The organism is Haloferax volcanii DS2 (genome assembly GCF_000025685.1).
In the GTDB taxonomy this organism is placed as follows: domain Archaea; phylum Halobacteriota; class Halobacteria; order Halobacteriales; family Haloferacaceae; genus Haloferax; species Haloferax volcanii.
Map to the genome: position 1 here is coordinate 186,298 of NC_013964.1, position 16,212 is coordinate 202,509.

13 protein-coding genes and 1 pseudogene are annotated in these 16,212 nt (G+C 66.7%); 12 read left to right on the plus strand and 2 right to left on the minus strand.

Annotation, left to right across the window (positions count from 1 at the left end; all coding sequences use genetic code 11):
• Nucleotides 1-38: 38 nt before the first annotated feature.
• From HVO_RS00785 to HVO_RS00840, 12 genes are all read left to right on the plus strand, one after another.
• Complete coding sequence (locus HVO_RS00785) at nucleotides 39-614, plus strand: hypothetical protein (RefSeq protein ID WP_004041375.1); 576 nt, start codon at nucleotides 39-41, stop codon at nucleotides 612-614.
• The gene (locus HVO_RS00790; protein WP_004041374.1) at nucleotides 614-1,267 is read left to right on the plus strand and encodes a QcrA and Rieske domain-containing protein; all 654 of its coding nucleotides are present in this window, start codon (nucleotides 614-616) and stop codon (nucleotides 1,265-1,267) included. The genes HVO_RS00785 and HVO_RS00790 overlap by 1 nt, the downstream gene beginning before the upstream one ends.
• On the plus strand, nucleotides 1,267-2,715 hold the full coding sequence (locus tag HVO_RS00795; protein WP_004041373.1) for a cytochrome b: 1,449 nt from the start codon (nucleotides 1,267-1,269) through the stop codon (nucleotides 2,713-2,715). Before HVO_RS00790 ends, HVO_RS00795 begins: the two co-directional genes overlap by 1 nt.
• On the plus strand, nucleotides 2,708-2,920 hold the full coding sequence (locus tag HVO_RS00800; RefSeq protein ID WP_004041372.1) for a hypothetical protein: 213 nt from the start codon (nucleotides 2,708-2,710) through the stop codon (nucleotides 2,918-2,920). The genes HVO_RS00795 and HVO_RS00800 overlap by 8 nt, the downstream gene beginning before the upstream one ends.
• Nucleotides 2,917-5,868, plus strand: coding sequence for a nitrate reductase subunit alpha (narG, locus tag HVO_RS00805; RefSeq protein WP_004041371.1), 2,952 nt, complete (start codon nucleotides 2,917-2,919; stop codon nucleotides 5,866-5,868). The genes HVO_RS00800 and narG overlap by 4 nt, the downstream gene beginning before the upstream one ends.
• A complete protein-coding gene (narH, locus tag HVO_RS00810; RefSeq protein ID WP_004041370.1) occupies nucleotides 5,865-6,935 on the plus strand; it encodes a nitrate reductase subunit beta in 1,071 nt (356 codons plus the stop codon). The genes narG and narH overlap by 4 nt, the downstream gene beginning before the upstream one ends.
• A 57-nt stretch (nucleotides 6,936-6,992) precedes the next feature.
• Entirely contained in the window at nucleotides 6,993-7,808 is an 816-nt protein-coding gene (locus HVO_RS00815) for an ethylbenzene dehydrogenase-related protein (RefSeq protein WP_004041369.1), read from the plus strand.
• Nucleotides 7,809-7,818: 10 nt separating this feature from the next.
• Nucleotides 7,819-8,565, plus strand: a complete 747-nt coding sequence (locus HVO_RS00820) for a molecular chaperone TorD family protein (protein ID WP_004041368.1) — start codon at nucleotides 7,819-7,821, stop codon at nucleotides 8,563-8,565.
• Nucleotides 8,562-9,461: a hypothetical protein gene (locus HVO_RS00825; protein ID WP_004041367.1), complete on the plus strand. Its 900-nt coding sequence runs from the start codon at nucleotides 8,562-8,564 to the stop codon at nucleotides 9,459-9,461. Before HVO_RS00820 ends, HVO_RS00825 begins: the two co-directional genes overlap by 4 nt.
• Nucleotides 9,458-10,288, plus strand: a complete 831-nt coding sequence (locus tag HVO_RS00830) for a HEAT repeat domain-containing protein (protein ID WP_004041366.1) — start codon at nucleotides 9,458-9,460, stop codon at nucleotides 10,286-10,288. The genes HVO_RS00825 and HVO_RS00830 overlap by 4 nt, the downstream gene beginning before the upstream one ends.
• Before the next feature lie 2 nt (nucleotides 10,289-10,290).
• Nucleotides 10,291-11,589: a P-loop NTPase gene (locus HVO_RS00835; protein ID WP_004041365.1), complete on the plus strand. Its 1,299-nt coding sequence runs from the start codon at nucleotides 10,291-10,293 to the stop codon at nucleotides 11,587-11,589.
• Between the two features lie 276 nt (nucleotides 11,590-11,865).
• Nucleotides 11,866-12,189 carry a hypothetical protein gene (locus tag HVO_RS00840; protein WP_004041364.1) on the plus strand — a complete coding sequence of 108 codons (324 nt, stop codon included), beginning with the start codon at nucleotides 11,866-11,868 and terminating at the stop codon, nucleotides 12,187-12,189.
• On the opposite strand, the pseudogene HVO_RS00845 reads toward HVO_RS00840, so the two are convergent.
• A pseudogene (locus HVO_RS00845) lies at nucleotides 12,190-13,031 on the minus strand (inorganic phosphate transporter); the annotation flags it as partial.
• 972 nt (nucleotides 13,032-14,003) lie between these two features.
• The gene (locus tag HVO_RS00850; protein WP_004041362.1) at nucleotides 14,004-15,992 is read right to left on the minus strand and encodes an archaea-specific SMC-related protein; all 1,989 of its coding nucleotides are present in this window, start codon (nucleotides 15,990-15,992) and stop codon (nucleotides 14,004-14,006) included.
• Nucleotides 15,993-16,212: the final 220 nt, after the last annotated feature.

Below are 16,212 nucleotides of genomic sequence, written 5' to 3' on the forward strand. Positions count from 1 at the left end.
AGTGTGAGGCGGCGCGTCGGTACGCGGGGTGAGTCACCGTGAGACGCGGGACGGTCGTCGTGTTGCTGCTCGTCGTCGCGGTGCTCCTGCCGACGTGGTACGTGGCGCTGCACGGCGAGCCGCCGAGCGAACAGATAGAAATCGACCAGAGCGTCACCGAGATGCGGCCGCTACAAGAGATCGTCGACACGCCGGAGAAGCTCGCGCCGAGTCAGGTGGGCGTCATCGTGTGGGTCGCGCTCTTCGCGCTCGTCGGCGTCCTCGCCGCAGTCCACCGGTTCATGGACACGGCGGTCAGAGCCGGCCCGAGCGACGAACCGACCGTCGCAGACGGTGGTCGGGTCGGGCTTCCGTGGTTCTGGACGGCGGACCGCTGGGTCGTCGAGTACGACGACGCCTCCGACGCTATCGAGGGAATCGTGGCGATGGGCGGGCTGACCATCCTCGCTATCGTCTTTGCGGCGCTGTTCACCGGCGAGTATCTGACGCTCGCGCGGACCCAGTACTTCGGCGTCTACGCCGCGGGGATGTTCACCGCGCTCGCTTTGCTCACCGTATCGTACTACGCGTGGTTCCTCCCCCACGTCGAGGTCGCAGAGCGGAGGGGACACTAATGAGACTCGACAATCAGCACGCATCGGACGACTGCGACGAGCACTGCGCTGACTGCGGGGACGACAGCAACCACCAGCCGAGTATCTTCTCCGACGACCGCGCCTCGCTCGCCCGCCGCGACTACGCGAAACTGCTCGCCAGCGTCGGGGGATTGACCGCCGTCGCGAGCCTCGCGGCACCGTTGGCGGGGCTGACTCGCGTCTTCGAGCGTTCGTACACCGGCCCCGTGTACTCGGACGGCATCTACCTCGTCGACGGCGACGGCGAGCGCATCGGCGAGAACGCCCTCAGTGAAGGTGAGAAGATGACCGTGTTCCCGGAGCCCCGGCCGGGCATCGAAAAGGCACCGACGCTGCTCGTGAGACACGCGGAGGACGCCTACGGTGGCGCAACGAACCTTGAGTACACGGTGTCGGGCTACGCCGCCTACTCGAAAGTCTGCACCCACGCCGGCTGCATGGTGTCGAACGAGGACGGAGCGACGCTCGTCTGCCCGTGTCACTTCGGCAAGTTCGACCCGACCGCCGGCGCGAAGGTGGTCGGTGGGCCGCCGTCGAGGGCGCTCCCGCAACTGCCAATCACGTTGTCGAGCGAGGGCAATCTCATCGCGACGGGCGACTTCAACGGGCCGGTCGGCCCGGGGGGCGAGTGATGTCTCGACTCGACCGCCTCGCCGACCGCGCCAACGACGCCGGCGACGAGGCGTACGACTGGGTAGACGAGCGGTTCGACCTCGACACCGGCCGCGCGTTCCTCGGGAAGGCGTTCCCCGCCGAGGACTCCTTTCTCCTCGGCGAGGTGGCGCTGTTCTGCTTCCTGCTTCTCGTCCTCACCGGGATATTCCTCGGGATGTTCTTCGAGCCGTCGACGAGCGGCGTCGAATACGAGGGGAGCGTCGCGAAGTTCCAAGGCCAAGAGGTGCCCGAGGCGTTCGCGAGCGTCCTGCACATCACCTACGACATCCCCTTCGGCATGTTCATCCGGCGGATGCACCACTGGGCGGCTCACCTGTTCGTCGCGTCCATCGGGCTGCACATGCTCAGGGTGTTTTTCACCGGGGCGTACCGCAATCCGCGCGAGCCGAACTGGGTCGTCGGCACCGGCCTAGCGGGCCTCTCTATGGGCGCGGCCTACACGGGGTACGCGCTTCCCTTCGACGAGTTCGCCGCGACGGCAACCGGCATCGGCTACAACCTCGCCACGTCGATTCCGCTCGTCGGAGGCGTGGTCGGGAAGGCGTTCTTCGGCGGGGAGTTCCCGTCGAGCGCGACGATACCGCGGCTCTACTTCCTCCACGTCCTCGTCATTCCCGTGGCAATCGGGGGGCTCCTCGCCGTCCACATGGCGATTCTCGTCCGCCAAAAGCACACGGAGGCCCCCCGCGATGACGACGTGCGAGGACTCGAAAGCCGGGACCGACGCCCGGTCGAGGGGTCCCCGTCGAGCGACGGCGGCACCGAACAGACCGTCTCGAGAGACGACGACAGCGTCGTCGTCGGCCTCCCGGCGTTCCCCAATCAGGCGGCCGTGAGCGCGGTCGTGTTCTTCCTCACGCTGGCCACGCTGGCGATGCTGGCCGGGTTCCTCCCGGTCCACAACATCGCCGAGTACGGGCCGAACAACCCCGCTGGGACGCCGGAACTCATCATGCCCGACTGGTTCCTGATGTGGGTCTACGGCCTGCTGAAACTGCTCCCGTCGTGGATGGGATTCACCGTTCCGCTCACCGACATCCACGTCTCGACGGAGTTCGTCGGCGGCGTCCTGCTGCCGACGCTCGTGTTCGGCGCGGTGGCGGTGTGGCCGTTCGTCGACTACCACGACGAATCGGTCCACTTCACGGCCGACCCACTCGACCGGCCGTGGCAGACCGCCGTCGGCGTCGCCGCGATTCAGTTCATCATGATTGCCTCCATCGCGGGCATGAACAACCTCCTCGGCCGGGCGCTCGGCGTCGGAACCGGCGTCGTCAATCCGATTTTGACCGTCGCGTTGTTCGTCGTCCCCATCGGCTCCGCAGCCCTCGTCTACCGCATGCTGGGCGACGACGCGGACGAGAGCCGAACCGGACGCGTTCCGGGGGAAGCCGGCGATGACTGACGCGAACACCGGCGGGGCTCCGCGGCGACGCATCGAACTCTCGCCTCGGACGTACCGACACCTCGACCGCGCGAGTAAGCTCCTCGGCGTGGCGCTCGTCGCCGTCGGCCTCGACGCGGGTGGTGACACGCTCGTGGGGATTTCGCTCGGCGTTCTGGGCGCCGGGCTGGCACTAACGACCGTCTTTTTACAGATAGATTCATGAACCGAACGAACACCTCGACCCCCGACGACGAGTCGGGAACGGACGAATCGCAAGCCGAACAGACGGACGACCCGCCGGCGGTCGGTGACCCGCCGGGAGAGCCGGCGACCGAGGGAACGAGCGTCTCCCGTCGTCGGTTCCTCGAAGGCGTCGGAATCGCCTCGCTTCTCGGCATCGGCCGGTCCGCTGCCGACGACGACCCGCTGTTCCAGATGGGCGGGCTGAACCCCGTCGACGACCCCATCGGGAACTACCCCTACCGGGACTGGGAGGACCTCTACCGCGAGCAATGGGACTGGGACTCGGTCTCTCGGTCGACGCATAGCGTCAACTGTACCGGCAGCTGCTCGTGGGACGTCTACGTGAAAAACGGGCAGGTGTGGCGCGAGGAGCAGGCCGGTGACTACCCGCGGTTCGACGAGAGCCTGCCCGACCCGAACCCCCGCGGCTGTCAGAAAGGGGCGTGTTACACCGACTACGTCAACGCGGACGAGCGAATCAAACACCCGCTGAAGCGCGTTGGCGACCGCGGCGAGGGGAAGTGGCGGCGCATCTCGTGGGACGAGGCGCTCACCGAAATCGCCGAGCACGTCGTCGACGAGGTGCAGGCCGGTCGCTACGACGCCATCAGCGGCTTCACTCCCATCCCGGCGATGAGCCCCGTCTCGTTCGCCAGCGGGTCGCGGCTCATCAACCTCCTCGGCGGCGTCAGCCACTCGTTTTACGACTGGTACTCCGACCTGCCGCCGGGCCAGCCCATCACGTGGGGCACCCAGACCGACAACGCCGAGAGCGCCGACTGGTACAACGCCGACTACATCATCGCGTGGGGGTCGAACATCAACGTCACCCGCATCCCCGACGCGAAGTACTTCCTCGAATCGGGCTACAACGGGACGAAGCGCGTCGGCGTCTTCACCGACTACTCGCAGACGGCCATCCACACCGACGAGTGGCTCAGCCCCGATTCGGGCACCGACACCGCGCTCGCGCTCGGTATGGCCCGGACCATCGTCGACGAGGGACTGTACGACGAGGCCCACCTCAAAGAGCAGACCGACATGCCGCTTTTGGTCCGGCAGGACACCGGGAAGTTCCTCCGCGCGAGCGAGGTTCCCTCGGTCTCGACCGACGCCGACCGACCCGAGTGGATGTTGCTCATGCTCGACTCTGACGGACGCCTCCGCGAGGCACCGGGGTCGCTCGGTGAACGCGACGGCCAGAAAGACTACTCCAAGAGCATCGAACTCGACTTCGACCCGCAACTGGACGGCGAAACCACGGTCCGAACCGAAGACGGGCGCGTCCGCGTCCGGACCGTGTGGGCCGAACTGCGGGACGAACTCGATGACTGGGGCCCGGAGACCGTCCACGACGAGACCGGCGTCGGCGAAGAGACCTACCAGCGCGTCGCCCGCGAGTTCGCCGAGGCCGACAAGGCGAAGATAATCCAGGGCAAGGGCGTCAACGACTGGTACCACAACGACCTCGGGAACCGCGCGCTCCAGTTGCTCGTCACGCTGACGGGCAACCTCGGCGAGCAGGGGACCGGCCTCGACCACTACGTCGGCCAAGAGAAGATATGGACGTTCCACGGCTGGAAGTCGCTGTCGTTCCCGACGGGCAACGTCCGCGGGGTGCCGACGACGCTGTGGACCTACTACCACGCGGGCATCCTCGACAACACCGACGCCGACACGGCCGCGAAGATACGGGAGTCCATCGACGAGGGATGGATGCCGGTCTACCCCGAGGAACGCGACGACGGCTCTCGTCCCGACCCGACGACCATGTTCGTCTGGCGCGGCAACTACTTCAACCAGGCGAAGGGGAACGTCGCCGTCGAGGAGGAACTGTGGCCGAAACTCGACCTCGTCGTCGACATCAACTTCCGGATGGACTCGACGGCGCTGTACTCGGACATCGTGTTGCCGACCGCGAGCCACTACGAGAAACACGACCTCTCGATGACGGACATGCACAGCTACGTGCATCCCTTCACGCCCGCGGTCGAACCGCTGGGGGAGTCGAAGACCGACTGGCAGATATTCCGCGAACTCGCCGCGAAGATTCAGGAGGTCGCCACGGAGCGCGGCGTCGGGCCGATTTCGGACCGGAAGTTCGACCGCGACATCGACCTCCAGTCCGTCTACGACGACTACGTCCGCGACTGGGAGACCGGCGAAGCCGACGCGCTCGACGAGGACCGCGCCGCCTGCGAGTACATCCTCGAACACTCCGAGGAATCGAATCCGTCCGAGAGCGACGACCAGATAACGTTCGCCGACACGGTCGAACAACCCCAGCGGCTCTTGGCCGCCGGCGACCACTGGACCTCCGACATCGAGGACGGGGCGGCGTACACGCCGTGGAAGGACTTCGTCCAGGACAAAAACCCGTGGCCGACCGTCACCGGCAGACAGCAGTACTACATCGACCACGACTGGTTCCTCGAACTCGGCGAGCAGTTGCCGACGCACAAAGAGGGGCCGACGCGGACGGGCGGCGACTATCCGATGGAGTACAACACGCCCCACGGGCGGTGGTCTATCCACTCGACTTGGCGAGACAACGAAAAACTGCTCCGCCTCCAGCGCGGGGAGCCGGTGGTCTACCTCCATCCCGAGGACGCCGCCGAGCGCGGCATCGAAGACGGCGACACCGTCGAGGTGTTCAACGACCTCGCGGAGGTCGAACTGCAGGCGAAGCTCTACCCGAGCAGCCAGCGCGGCACGGCGCGGATGTACTTCGCCTGGGAGCGGTTCCAGTTCGACGGCGACACGAACTTCAACTCGCTCGTCCCGATGTACATGAAGCCGACGCAGTTGGTCCAGTATCCGGAAGACTCCGGCGAACACCTCTACTTCTTCCCCAACTACTGGGGGCCGACGGGGGTCAACAGCGACGTCCGCGTCGACGTGCGGAAAGGCGGGGGTGATGCCGAATGAGCACCGACGACGGGCCAGCAGCACAGACCGACGGCGACGGGGTCGACCTCGCCGACGGTGTCGACCATCAGGTCGCCATGGTGATGGACCTGAACAAGTGCATCGGCTGTCAGACCTGCACGGTCGCGTGCAAGTCGCTCTGGACGGAGGGCGGCGGCCGCGACTACATGTACTGGAACAACGTCGAGACGAAGCCCGGGAAGGGCTACCCGCGCGACTGGGAGGACTCCGGCGGCGGTTGGACGGACGCCGAACACACCGAGCGAAGCCCCGGCGACATCCCCGACCAAGCGGACTACGGTGACGCGTGGTCGTTCAACCACGAGGAGGTCATGTACAACGGCGGCGACTGGCCGCTGCGTCCCGACAGCGACCCCGAGTGGGGGCCGAACTGGGACGAAGACCAAGGCGCGGGCGAGTATCCGAACTCGTACTACTTCTACCTCCCGCGCATCTGCAACCACTGCACGCACCCGTCCTGCGTGGAGGCGTGCCCGCGGAAGGCCATCTACAAGCGCGAGGAGGACGGCATCGTCCTCATCGACCAGGAGCGCTGCCGCGGCTACCGCTACTGCGTCGAGGGTTGTCCGTACAAGAAGGTGTACTACAACGCGACGCAGAAGACCTCCGAGAAGTGCATCTTCTGTTACCCCCGCATCGAGGGCGAGGGCCCCGACGGCGAGACGTTCGCCCCCGCCTGCGCGGAGGACTGCCCGCCGCAGTTGCGACTCGTCGGGTTCCTCGACGACGAACAGGGGCCGATTCACAAGCTCGTCGAGGAGTACGAGGTCGCACTCCCGCTGCATCCGGAGTACCAGACGCAGCCGAACGTCTACTACATCCCGCCGTTCGCGCCGCCGCAGCACTCCGAAGACGGCGAGACGGTGGACGTGGACCGCATCCCGCGGAACTACCTCGAAGAGCTGTTCGGCGACCGCGTCCACGACGCGCTCGACACCATCGAGAAGGAACGCGACAAGGTCGACCGCGGCGGGGAAAGCGAACTGCTGGATATGCTGACCGACACCAACCCGGCCCGAAAGTACCGGTTGGAGGTGTTCGACTGATGCGAGCAACGCGAGCGAAGTCGGGCTCGCCGGGACTCGTTCCGGAGGTGTTCGACGATGAGTGAACGTCGAACGGCCGCAGTCGCCGCAGTCGCCGTCGTGGTGCTGCTCCTGCTCGTCGCGGTGGCCGGCCCCGCGGCGGTGTCCGCGCGCCCCGCGAACGAGATTCCCGTCCAATCGGTCGCTGCCGACGACCGACCCCAGCGGCCCACGAGCGAGGCGTGGAACACCGTTCCGTCGGTGAACGTCCCGCTGACGAGCGCGCCCAGTGGCGTTCCGAACGCGAGCGACACCTCCGTCGAATCGGTTCGCGTCCAGTCGGCCCAGACCGACGAGCGGTTGTATCTCCGACTCTCGTGGGCCGACGGAACCGCCGACCGCAACGCCACCAGTCCGAGGTCGTTCCTCGACGCGGCCGCGGTGCAGGTACCGGTCAACACCTCGGTCCGCCCCCCGATTTCGATGGGGAGCACGCGGAACCTTGTGAACGTCTGGTACTGGAGCGCCGACGGGGAGACCGAGGAACTGCTCGCCGGCGGCCCGGGGTCCACGACCGAGTTCGAACGGACGGCGGTGGAGACGACGGCGAGCCACGACGACGGCCGGTGGACGGTCGTCATGTCGCGCCCGCTCGATTCGGATGCCGCCAACCGGACCTCGTTCGCCGTCGACAACGACGTGGACGTGGCGTTCGCGGTGTGGAACGGCTCCGAGATGGAGCGCTCCGGCCGGAAGTCGGTCAGCGAGTGGTACCACTTCCCGTTCGGCCCCGGACCGCAGGGGCCGCCGTACGAGTCGATACTGTGGACCGTCGCCGGCCTCGCCATCGTCGGCGTCGCGCTCGTGACTATCGAGGCGGTGCGGAAGAACTGAGGACACGACGATGGACACGAACACCAACGCGGAGACGCGAACTGACGACACGAACCGCGACACCGACCGAGTCGATTCGAGCGGGGTCGACCGACCCGCGGCGGCGCAGGCGGCGATCTATACCGCGCTGGCGACGTTGCTCGACGAGCCAGACGAGCGGCTCCACGAGCGACTCGCCGCCGGCGAAGTCGACGAGACCGTCCGGGGGCTCCTCGATGCGACCGGACTCTCGGTCGCCCCGCCGGAACTGACCGTCGACGACGACTACGAGACGGCCTGCGCCCGGTTCAACGACCTGTTCACGGTGGGCTACGCCGAGTACGCGGACCGGACGGACGGCTCGCTCGACAGCGAGGGGCCGCGTATCTCGCTGTACGAGTCGTCGTACCGGCCGGACGCGGCGTGGAACGACGTGAATCTCGACCTCGCACGCGCCTACGACTACTTCGGGCTCGAAATCGACCGAGAGGCCCGCGACAACCACGACTACCTCCCGTACGAACTGGAGTTCGCGAGCTACCTCGCGCGGCTGGAGGCCGCGGCCGACCCGGGTGACGGGCGCGCCGACGACGCGGCGCGGGCACGGCTCGATTTCCACGACCGTCACCTCCACGTCGTCGCCGGGGGCTTGGCTGAACGAGCGGCCGACACGCCCGGTACGGGTCTGTACGGCGAAGTCGCGAGCTTCCTCGACCGGTTCGTCGCCGCCGACCAGCGCGCGCTCGCCGCGCGTTTCGAGGGAGGTGACGGACCGTGACCGGTCGGGGCGTCGAGGACGCCGTCGGCTCGAATCCACGGCCGTCCGGAGTCGCCGCGCTCCGGTCTCGAACGCCCGACGGGGTGCTTCGAACACTAGCAGGCGTCCTCGCAGTCGTCCCGCTCGCCGCGGTGACGGCGTACCGCGTCGGCCACAACGTTCCCGGCGGTCTCCCGGCGGGCGTCACGACGCTTGCGGCCGACTGGTCGGCGCTGGCCGTGGTCGGTCCCGCGTTCGCGGGGCTGCTCCTCGCGGCGACCGCCGACAGTAAAGTCGAGCGCGTGGGACTCGCCTTCGCCGGCGGATTTGGAGTCCTGGCACTCGGGACAGCGGCCGCGGCGTGGCAGCCGGCTGCAATCGGCGTTTCGGTCGGGGTCGCGGTCGTCGCGGCGGACCGGTTCGTCGCGCCCGGACGGAAACGAGAGTGGAACGGAGCCCGACGAGCCGCGCCGGTCGGCTTCGCCGCGGTCGGTGTGGCGACCTCGCTCGCGGCGGCCGCCGGCGTGTGGCCGGCGACGCTCCGACCGCTCGGCTCCGGGGTCGCGCTCGCCGCGGTCGGCGTCGTCCCACTCGCTGTCGGCTGGGATAGAATCAGTGCGCTAGCCGGCATAACCGCGGGACTCGCCACATTCGGAATCGTCGCAAGCGCCCCGTACGTCGCGGGTGCGGTACTGCTCGTCGGCGGCGGTGTCGTCGGCGTTCCGACGAGTCTCGTCGCCTTCGCCGCGGCCGGCGGAACCGCCGGCGCCGTCTCCGCGCTCCGCGACGGTCGGCCCGCCGTCGCGCTCGGAGCCGCGTTGTTCTGCGTGGCCGGCGTCCCCGCGACAGTGCTCCGAGCAACCGGGGTCGTCGTCGCGGCTGCGTTGGTCGCGTACGACGGGGGTGAGCGAGCGTGAGAGACGAAGAGGAGGCGACCGACGGGCCGCCGGACCCGCAGCTACACCCCGAACAGAGCCCCGGATTCGGTGTCGACCCTGTGGGCCTCGAAGACATCGAAGTCGACCGCGACGTGACCATCGGCGAGGCGACGCTCGCCGACCTCGGCGCAAGCGACACGGAGCCCGTCGAGGACCACCCGGTCTCTGACCTGCTCGCGTCGCTCGCCGGTGACGGCGCGGTCGAGCGTCGGCGGGCCGCACTCGCGCTCGCCGAACGGGAGGGCGACAGGGTCGTTGTGGAAGCGTTGTCCCGCGCGGCGACGACAGACGAGGACGCCGAAGTGCGGCAGTTCGCCGTGGAGGCGCTGGCGAAACACGGCGGCGACCTCGCGGCCGAGACCGCGCGGGCGCTGACCGACGACCCCGACCCGTGGGTTCGGGCCGAGGCCGTCGTCGCGCTCGACCGCCTGGACCGGGGAGAACACGAAGCGGTCATCGAAGCCGCACTTGACGACGAGCACCACGCCGCCCGGCGAAACGCGCTCGTCTCGCTTTTCAAACTCCGCGGCGAGGGCGCGTGTGACGCGCTCGTTGCCGCCGCCGACGACCCGAGCGAGCGGGTTCGAGAGTGGGCGGCGCACCTGCTCGGCGGGGTCGAAACCGACCGGGCGGCCGAGGCGCTGTCCCGACTCGCCGACGACGAACAGAGCGTCGTGCGAGAAACGGCGGTTCGGGCCCAAGAGGTCGATTCCGGGAGCTTCCGACGCCAGTTCACGGGCGTCCTCGACGAGACCGACCGCACCCTGCCCGGCGAAGACGACCTCAACCGAACGCCGAACCTCTGACCATGAGCGAACACGAACCGACGAACCACGAACCGGCGAACGACGAGCCAGACACCGAGCCCGAGCTTCGAGACCGCGCCGAATCGGCGCTCCGAGCCGTCCGAGACCCCGATGCCGACCTCGACGTTTTCGAGGCCGGACTGGTCGAATCGATAACCGTCGACGGGGCGAGCGTGACCGTCCGCGCGGCCGTGACGGAGTTCGACGACGCGAACGCGACGCAGGTCATGCGCGCGATGGCGCAGGCGGTCCGCGACGTACCCGCGGTCGAGAGTGCGCACGTCGAACCCGTCTCGCCGTCGTCCGGCGGCGGTGCAACGGGCGTGGACGCGTTCGATACCGTCATCGCCGTCGCCAGTGCCAAGGGCGGCGTCGGGAAGTCGACCGTCTCGACCGGCTTGGCGTGCGCACTCGCCGGCGAGCACTCAGCCGGGCTGTTCGACGCGGACATCCACGGCCCGAACGTCCCGTCATTGCTCGACGTCGAAGGTCCCGTCCACTCGGACGACGAGGGCCACCCGCTTCCCGTCTCGGTGGCGGGGCCCGACGCCTCGCTCGACGTAATGAGCGTCGGATTGATGGAGTCGGGCGCGCCGCTGGCGTGGCGGGGCGCGATGGCGCACGACGCGCTGACCGAACTGTTCGCGGACACCGCTTGGAGCGCCGACGACACGCTCGTCTTGGACCTTCCGCCGGGGACCGGCGACGTGGTTCTGACGACGCTTCAAGAGATTTCCGTCGACGGCGTCGTCGTTGTGACGACGCCCTTCGAGTCGAGCCTGGAGGACACGGCGCGGAGCATCGAACTCTTCCGGGACAACGAGGTTCCGGTTCTCGGGGCGGTCGTCAATATGCGCGAGTTCGCCTGCCCCTCCTGCGGCGACACTCACCGGCTCTTTCCCGGTGAGGCCGCCAGCGAACGGCTTGACGCGACGGTGCTCGCCGAGCTACCGTTCTCCCCGCAGTTTCAGGAGACGCCCGCGCCCGGCGACGCCGCACCGGCGTTCGAGACACTCGCGGAGTCGGTCTCCGAGGCGGCGGCGACCGCGTGGGATGTCGACGCTCCCGACGGCGCACTCGACATCCGCGGGGACCCGCCGGAACGACGGAAGGAGCGGGTCGCAGAACGGTTCACCGCGCTGGCGAGCGGCGAAACGTTCGCACTCGTCAGCGACCGCGACCCGACGCCAGTCCGGCGGTTCCTCGGCGGGCTGACCGACCGCGCCCCCGCGGAAATCGACGGGTTCAGCGTCGAACGCCGAACGCCGAACGACTGGCTGTTGACTGCGACGAAACCGTAAGCGAGAGCCGATGGAACGACAGCCACCGGTGACCGGTATCGCGCTCGTCGCCGGCCTCTGTGCCGCGCTCGACGCGGAGAGGTGGATGACACACGCCCTGACCGGCATCCCCAGAACGTGGCCCATTTCCGTGTCTCGGAATCTATCCGGCTCCGACGAGTCCTCAGGCCCTCCGGTCCGACGAGGTACGAACCGGACGCGGGGGCCGTGTGTCTCCTCGAACTGACGCCAGTGACTGGTCGTGGCTTTTACCCGCGTCGAGACGCCACCCCCGCTATGGAACTTCAGATTACCGAGCTGGAGGACCTCGAGGAGAGAGTCGGGAACGCGCCCACTCGAATCGGTGAACTGCAAGCGGGCACCCGAGTCCAGTCGGACACCTTCTTCTCGCAGTCGTTCATGCGCGACCACACCGAGTTCGACTCGTTCGCCGGGTTCTGTGAGCAGAGTCCGTGGGAATTCGACGACATCGACGACGCCCGAGACATCTCGCGTGACCGCCTCAACGAGTATATCGTCGCCACGACCGATTTCGAGACGTGGGAGGGGATGAAAACGCAGGCCGCGGAGGAAGAGATTATCGACCAACTCGTCTCCTGACTACCCCACGACCGGGGCCGCGTTCAACAGGAGGTACAGGCCGTAGCTGATGACGCCCGCGCCCAGCATCGACCCGACCCACGACCCGATCGTGATGCCGACTTTCCGCGGTGAGACGCCGCTTCCGCCCGACGAACTGGCGGCGAGTCCGCTTCCGACGATACTCGCAATCATCACTTTGTTGAACGAGATTGGAATCCCAAGGACAATCGCGAGCTGTGCGATCAGAAAGGCGGGAATCAGGGCGGCTATCGACCGCCTCGGCCCGAGCGACGCGTATTCGTTCGAGACGGCTTGAACGAGTCGTGGCCCTCGAATCCACGCCCCGAGGAGGATGCCGCCGCCACCCAGCGCGAGCAGGTAAATCGACGAGAGCTGGAGGTCAGTCTCGAACACGGCTTCCAGCGGACCGGTCGCCAGGCCGACTTGCGTGCCGCCGCTCGTGAACACGACGACGAGCCCCAGCGCGACGAGGAACTGATTGATGCCCGCGGTCTCGTCGCGGTGGAGCAACGCCCGTGTCCCGACGAGCGCAACGAGCCCGCCGACCACGCGCACGACGACCATCCCGAGGGTGTACGAGCCGCCGACGACCGTCGGAAGGAACTGGTACGTGGTGGCGAGGTATCGGGCGACTGACCCCTGTGTACCGGCTGCGGTTGGAATGACCGTGAGCTGGATGTTGGCCAACGCGTAGCCGACCGCGCCACCGAGGACGGGAATCCCGACGGTTTCGGGGATGGCGTCGCTTCGAAGGCCGCGCGCGAGTCCGTACGCGAGACGCCCTCGACGAGCGGAATCGCGAACCAGGACCCGAGGATGACGACGTACTCGTCGACGGCGATGACCGACGCCATGCTGTCAACGCTCCCTCCTCGGTCGCTGGCGGTGAGAGAGAGAGATTGCCACTGGCTACAACGACGTATGCCCATGTATGAGAAAACCGTGGTAGGGGACGGATGAACCCTCCGAATTCGGGTATATCGACTGGTAATGAGCGAATCGTCTGGATAACTAATGCAGTTCATAGCGGAACTGACCACGGCCGTCCGCGACGTGATTAGCGACCGATTGTATTGATTACTAATAGCAATATTACCGGCGGAGAAAAAGATAAGTATAATCTGGAAAATCCAAATGTGTTGAATAATCTGAATAATGTAATATGGTTGTGTCTATCATCGGATTTAAGCTTATATTTTGTGCTGTTGAGGTACTACTGTATCGGGATATGAGATACTGATATATTCTCACTCCACCCGGCCTATATTAGAAGTGTTAGTTATCTACATGACTGGTGACAAACAGACTCCCGTAGTAACCCCGCCTCGGCGTTTCTCTCGGTGTCAGTCGTTGACGGACTCAGCGCGCTGCACCGTCGGTACACGACGAATCATCTCTCACGCCATCGACGACGCTGGCCCGCACGGCAAAAGGAATACAATGGTACTACTACCAGCACGGGGAAAACGGAGGCAACGTCGTCGAGTTCCCCCACGTTCTCGGCCAAGAGTACGACCTGAAGGGGTCGTTCAGGTTCAGTAACACGGACCCCATGGCCTCGACGGGGGACAGATAAATTCTATTAATGGTGGAATCACACCGAGAAATCGGTAGCTACCGCAGTCGACACCGTCGCACGTGGGTTTGACTCTCGCTGCCGTCGTACCGATGAAGACCGGCCGTGCATAACTGACCCACCCGTGTACCCCCTGCGTGGCTTCGGGCTGCTCCCCGAGTACTTCGTTTTCAGCGATTGTAATTACAGGCATATGTCTGTCATGCCTAGCTCTTTTCGACCCGGCAGTTCAGAGTCACAGAGCCCGAAGTCGTCGGTACGACTCGGAGAGCGCTCGCGCGCTCTCGCCGGACACGTCAACGACGAGATAGTCGGTGTGCGGGCGGACGTAGTCGAGGAGTCGGCGGACGCGCTCGGCGTCGACGGCTTCCAGCGAGTCGAAAACGAGGAACGGAACGTCGTCGGACACCTCGTGGACGAGGTAGCCGGCGACGGCGAACACGAGGCCGACGAGTTCGCGCTCCGACTCCGAGAGGTGGTCGATAACGTCTTCGTAGGTCTTCCCGTCGTCGGTCCGGCGCTCGATGTGGAGAACGAACCGTCCGGTCGAGAGCGCGTCGTCGCCGCCGTCTCCGTCGTTCCGGTGTTCGACCCAGACACGGGCGAGTCGGTCGTGTTCGAGGGCGTCGAGAACGTCCGCCATGCGGTCGTTGAACGCCGACACCGTCGCGCGTTCGAGCCGTTCGATGCGGTCTCGGAGGCCGTCGATTCGGTCGTCGATTTCATCCTTCCGTGTTTCGAAGTCCGTCCGTCGGTCGAGTTCGGCGTCGAGGGCTTCGAGTTCGTCGACGACGGCGTCGCGTTCCTCGCGCCGCCGTTCCAACTCGAATTCGACGCGGTTGACCTCGCGGTGGGCGTCGAGGAGCGCGGCGCGGTCGCCCTCGCCCGCCTCGGCGTCCTCGGCGTCGCGTTGCAGGTCGACGATGTCCGATTCGACATCGTCGCGTCGGGCTTGAAGGTCTTCGACGCGGGACCGACGCTCGGCGCGCTCGCGGCGTAACTCCTCGCGTCGGGTTTCGAGGTCCCGTCGTCGCTCTCGCAGGGCTTCGAGTTCCGACCGGCGTTCTTGGAGCCGTTCGATGCGGTCTGCGAGTTCGGCACGCTCCTCGCGGCGGTCGTCGCGGAGCGCTCGGAGTTGGTCGAGCGTCGATTCGATGCTCGCTTCGGGAACCGACGTTCCGCACGTCCAACAGACGACGCTGTCGCCGTCGTCCGACTCGCCGTCGCTTTCGTCGTTCTCGCTCTCGCTCTCGCGTTCGACCTCGCTCGCGGCGGCGACGGGCGATGTCTCCGACGTGAGGAACTGCTCGTTGAACTGGAGCGTCCGCTGCACGTCCGTGATGTCGGCATCCAGTCGTCGTTTTCGCGCCCGTGACTCCGCGAGTTCGGCGGTCAAGTCGTCGAGTTCGGCGGCCGGGTCGGCGGGACGCGAGTCCAGTTCCGATTCGATGTCGTCGATTTCTGCGTCGAGCGCGTCCAGCGACTCTCGCTCTGCTTCGAGTTCGAACTCAATGTCGTCGAGCGCCGCGTACAACTCCCGTCGCCGGCCCTGTCGCGCCTCTGCATCGGACCCGTTAGCGTCGGGTTCGGGATTCGCCTCGGCGTCGGTGTCGCCGTCGACCGCCGCGGATTCGATTCCGTCGAGGGTCGCCTGCCGGTCCGCTAACTCGGCCTCGAGTCGCTCGATAGTCGCGTCGAGTTCGTCGCGGCGGTCGCGGAGCCCCGGCCGCTCGGATTCGAGCGCCGCGAGCGCCTCGATTCGGTCGTCCAACTCGGCGCGTTCGGCGCGGAGGTCAGCGATTTCCTCGTTGACGGCGTCGATGTCGACCGAATGCACGACGAGTTTCCGCAGGTCGCGTTCGGCCGTGACCGCCTGTCGGGCCTCGTTCGAGCCGAGGAGGAAGGCGAACAGGTCGGCGGCCGCCGGGTCGTCGAGATACGGGTCGCCGGACGCGACGACCCGGTCGCCTTCTCCCGCGAACGTCCGCACGTACCGCTCGCCCTCGACGGCGAGTTCGACCCAACTGTCGTCGGTATCGGCGTCGCAGTCGGGCGAGTGCTCGTCGCTTCCCAGCGCGGTCACGAGACCCCGAAGGAGCGACGTTCGGTCGGCGGCGTCCCCTGCCGTGAGGACGGTGACGCCGCGTTCGAACGCGACGGTGGTCTCGTCGAAGCCGCCGATTCCGGCGACGGTCAGGCGGGCCGGTCTGTTCGTCGTGGCCATACGGTGACCACACCGGGCCCCGTGAAAACAGTTGGTGACGAGTCCGAAATCCGTTCCATAGATATCTTTGGAACGTGTTTCTCGCCCCGAGTTCGAATCCGCGTATCGGCGTCTTGAGACCGCGGTTTGAGCCGTCTCGGGAATCAATCGTCGATTCAGTCGTCGATTCGTCCGCGACGGCCTTCGTGCCATTCGTCTTTCTGCCTCGTATCTCCGTCTG

Coding starts and splice junctions, on each gene's coding strand:
- HVO_RS00790 (WP_004041374.1), top strand. CDS start 614: ATGAGACTCGACAATCAGCACGCATCGGACGACTGCGACGAGCACTGC.
- HVO_RS00795 (WP_004041373.1), top strand. CDS start 1,267: ATGTCTCGACTCGACCGCCTCGCCGACCGCGCCAACGACGCCGGCGAC.
- HVO_RS00800 (WP_004041372.1), top strand. CDS start 2,708: ATGACTGACGCGAACACCGGCGGGGCTCCGCGGCGACGCATCGAACTC.
- narG (WP_004041371.1), top strand. CDS start 2,917: ATGAACCGAACGAACACCTCGACCCCCGACGACGAGTCGGGAACGGAC.
- narH (WP_004041370.1), top strand. CDS start 5,865: ATGAGCACCGACGACGGGCCAGCAGCACAGACCGACGGCGACGGGGTC.
- HVO_RS00815 (WP_004041369.1), top strand. CDS start 6,993: ATGAGTGAACGTCGAACGGCCGCAGTCGCCGCAGTCGCCGTCGTGGTG.
- HVO_RS00820 (WP_004041368.1), top strand. CDS start 7,819: ATGGACACGAACACCAACGCGGAGACGCGAACTGACGACACGAACCGC.
- HVO_RS00835 (WP_004041365.1), top strand. CDS start 10,291: ATGAGCGAACACGAACCGACGAACCACGAACCGGCGAACGACGAGCCA.
- HVO_RS00840 (WP_004041364.1), top strand. CDS start 11,866: ATGGAACTTCAGATTACCGAGCTGGAGGACCTCGAGGAGAGAGTCGGG.
- HVO_RS00850 (WP_004041362.1), bottom strand. CDS start 15,992: ATGGCCACGACGAACAGACCGGCCCGCCTGACCGTCGCCGGAATCGGC.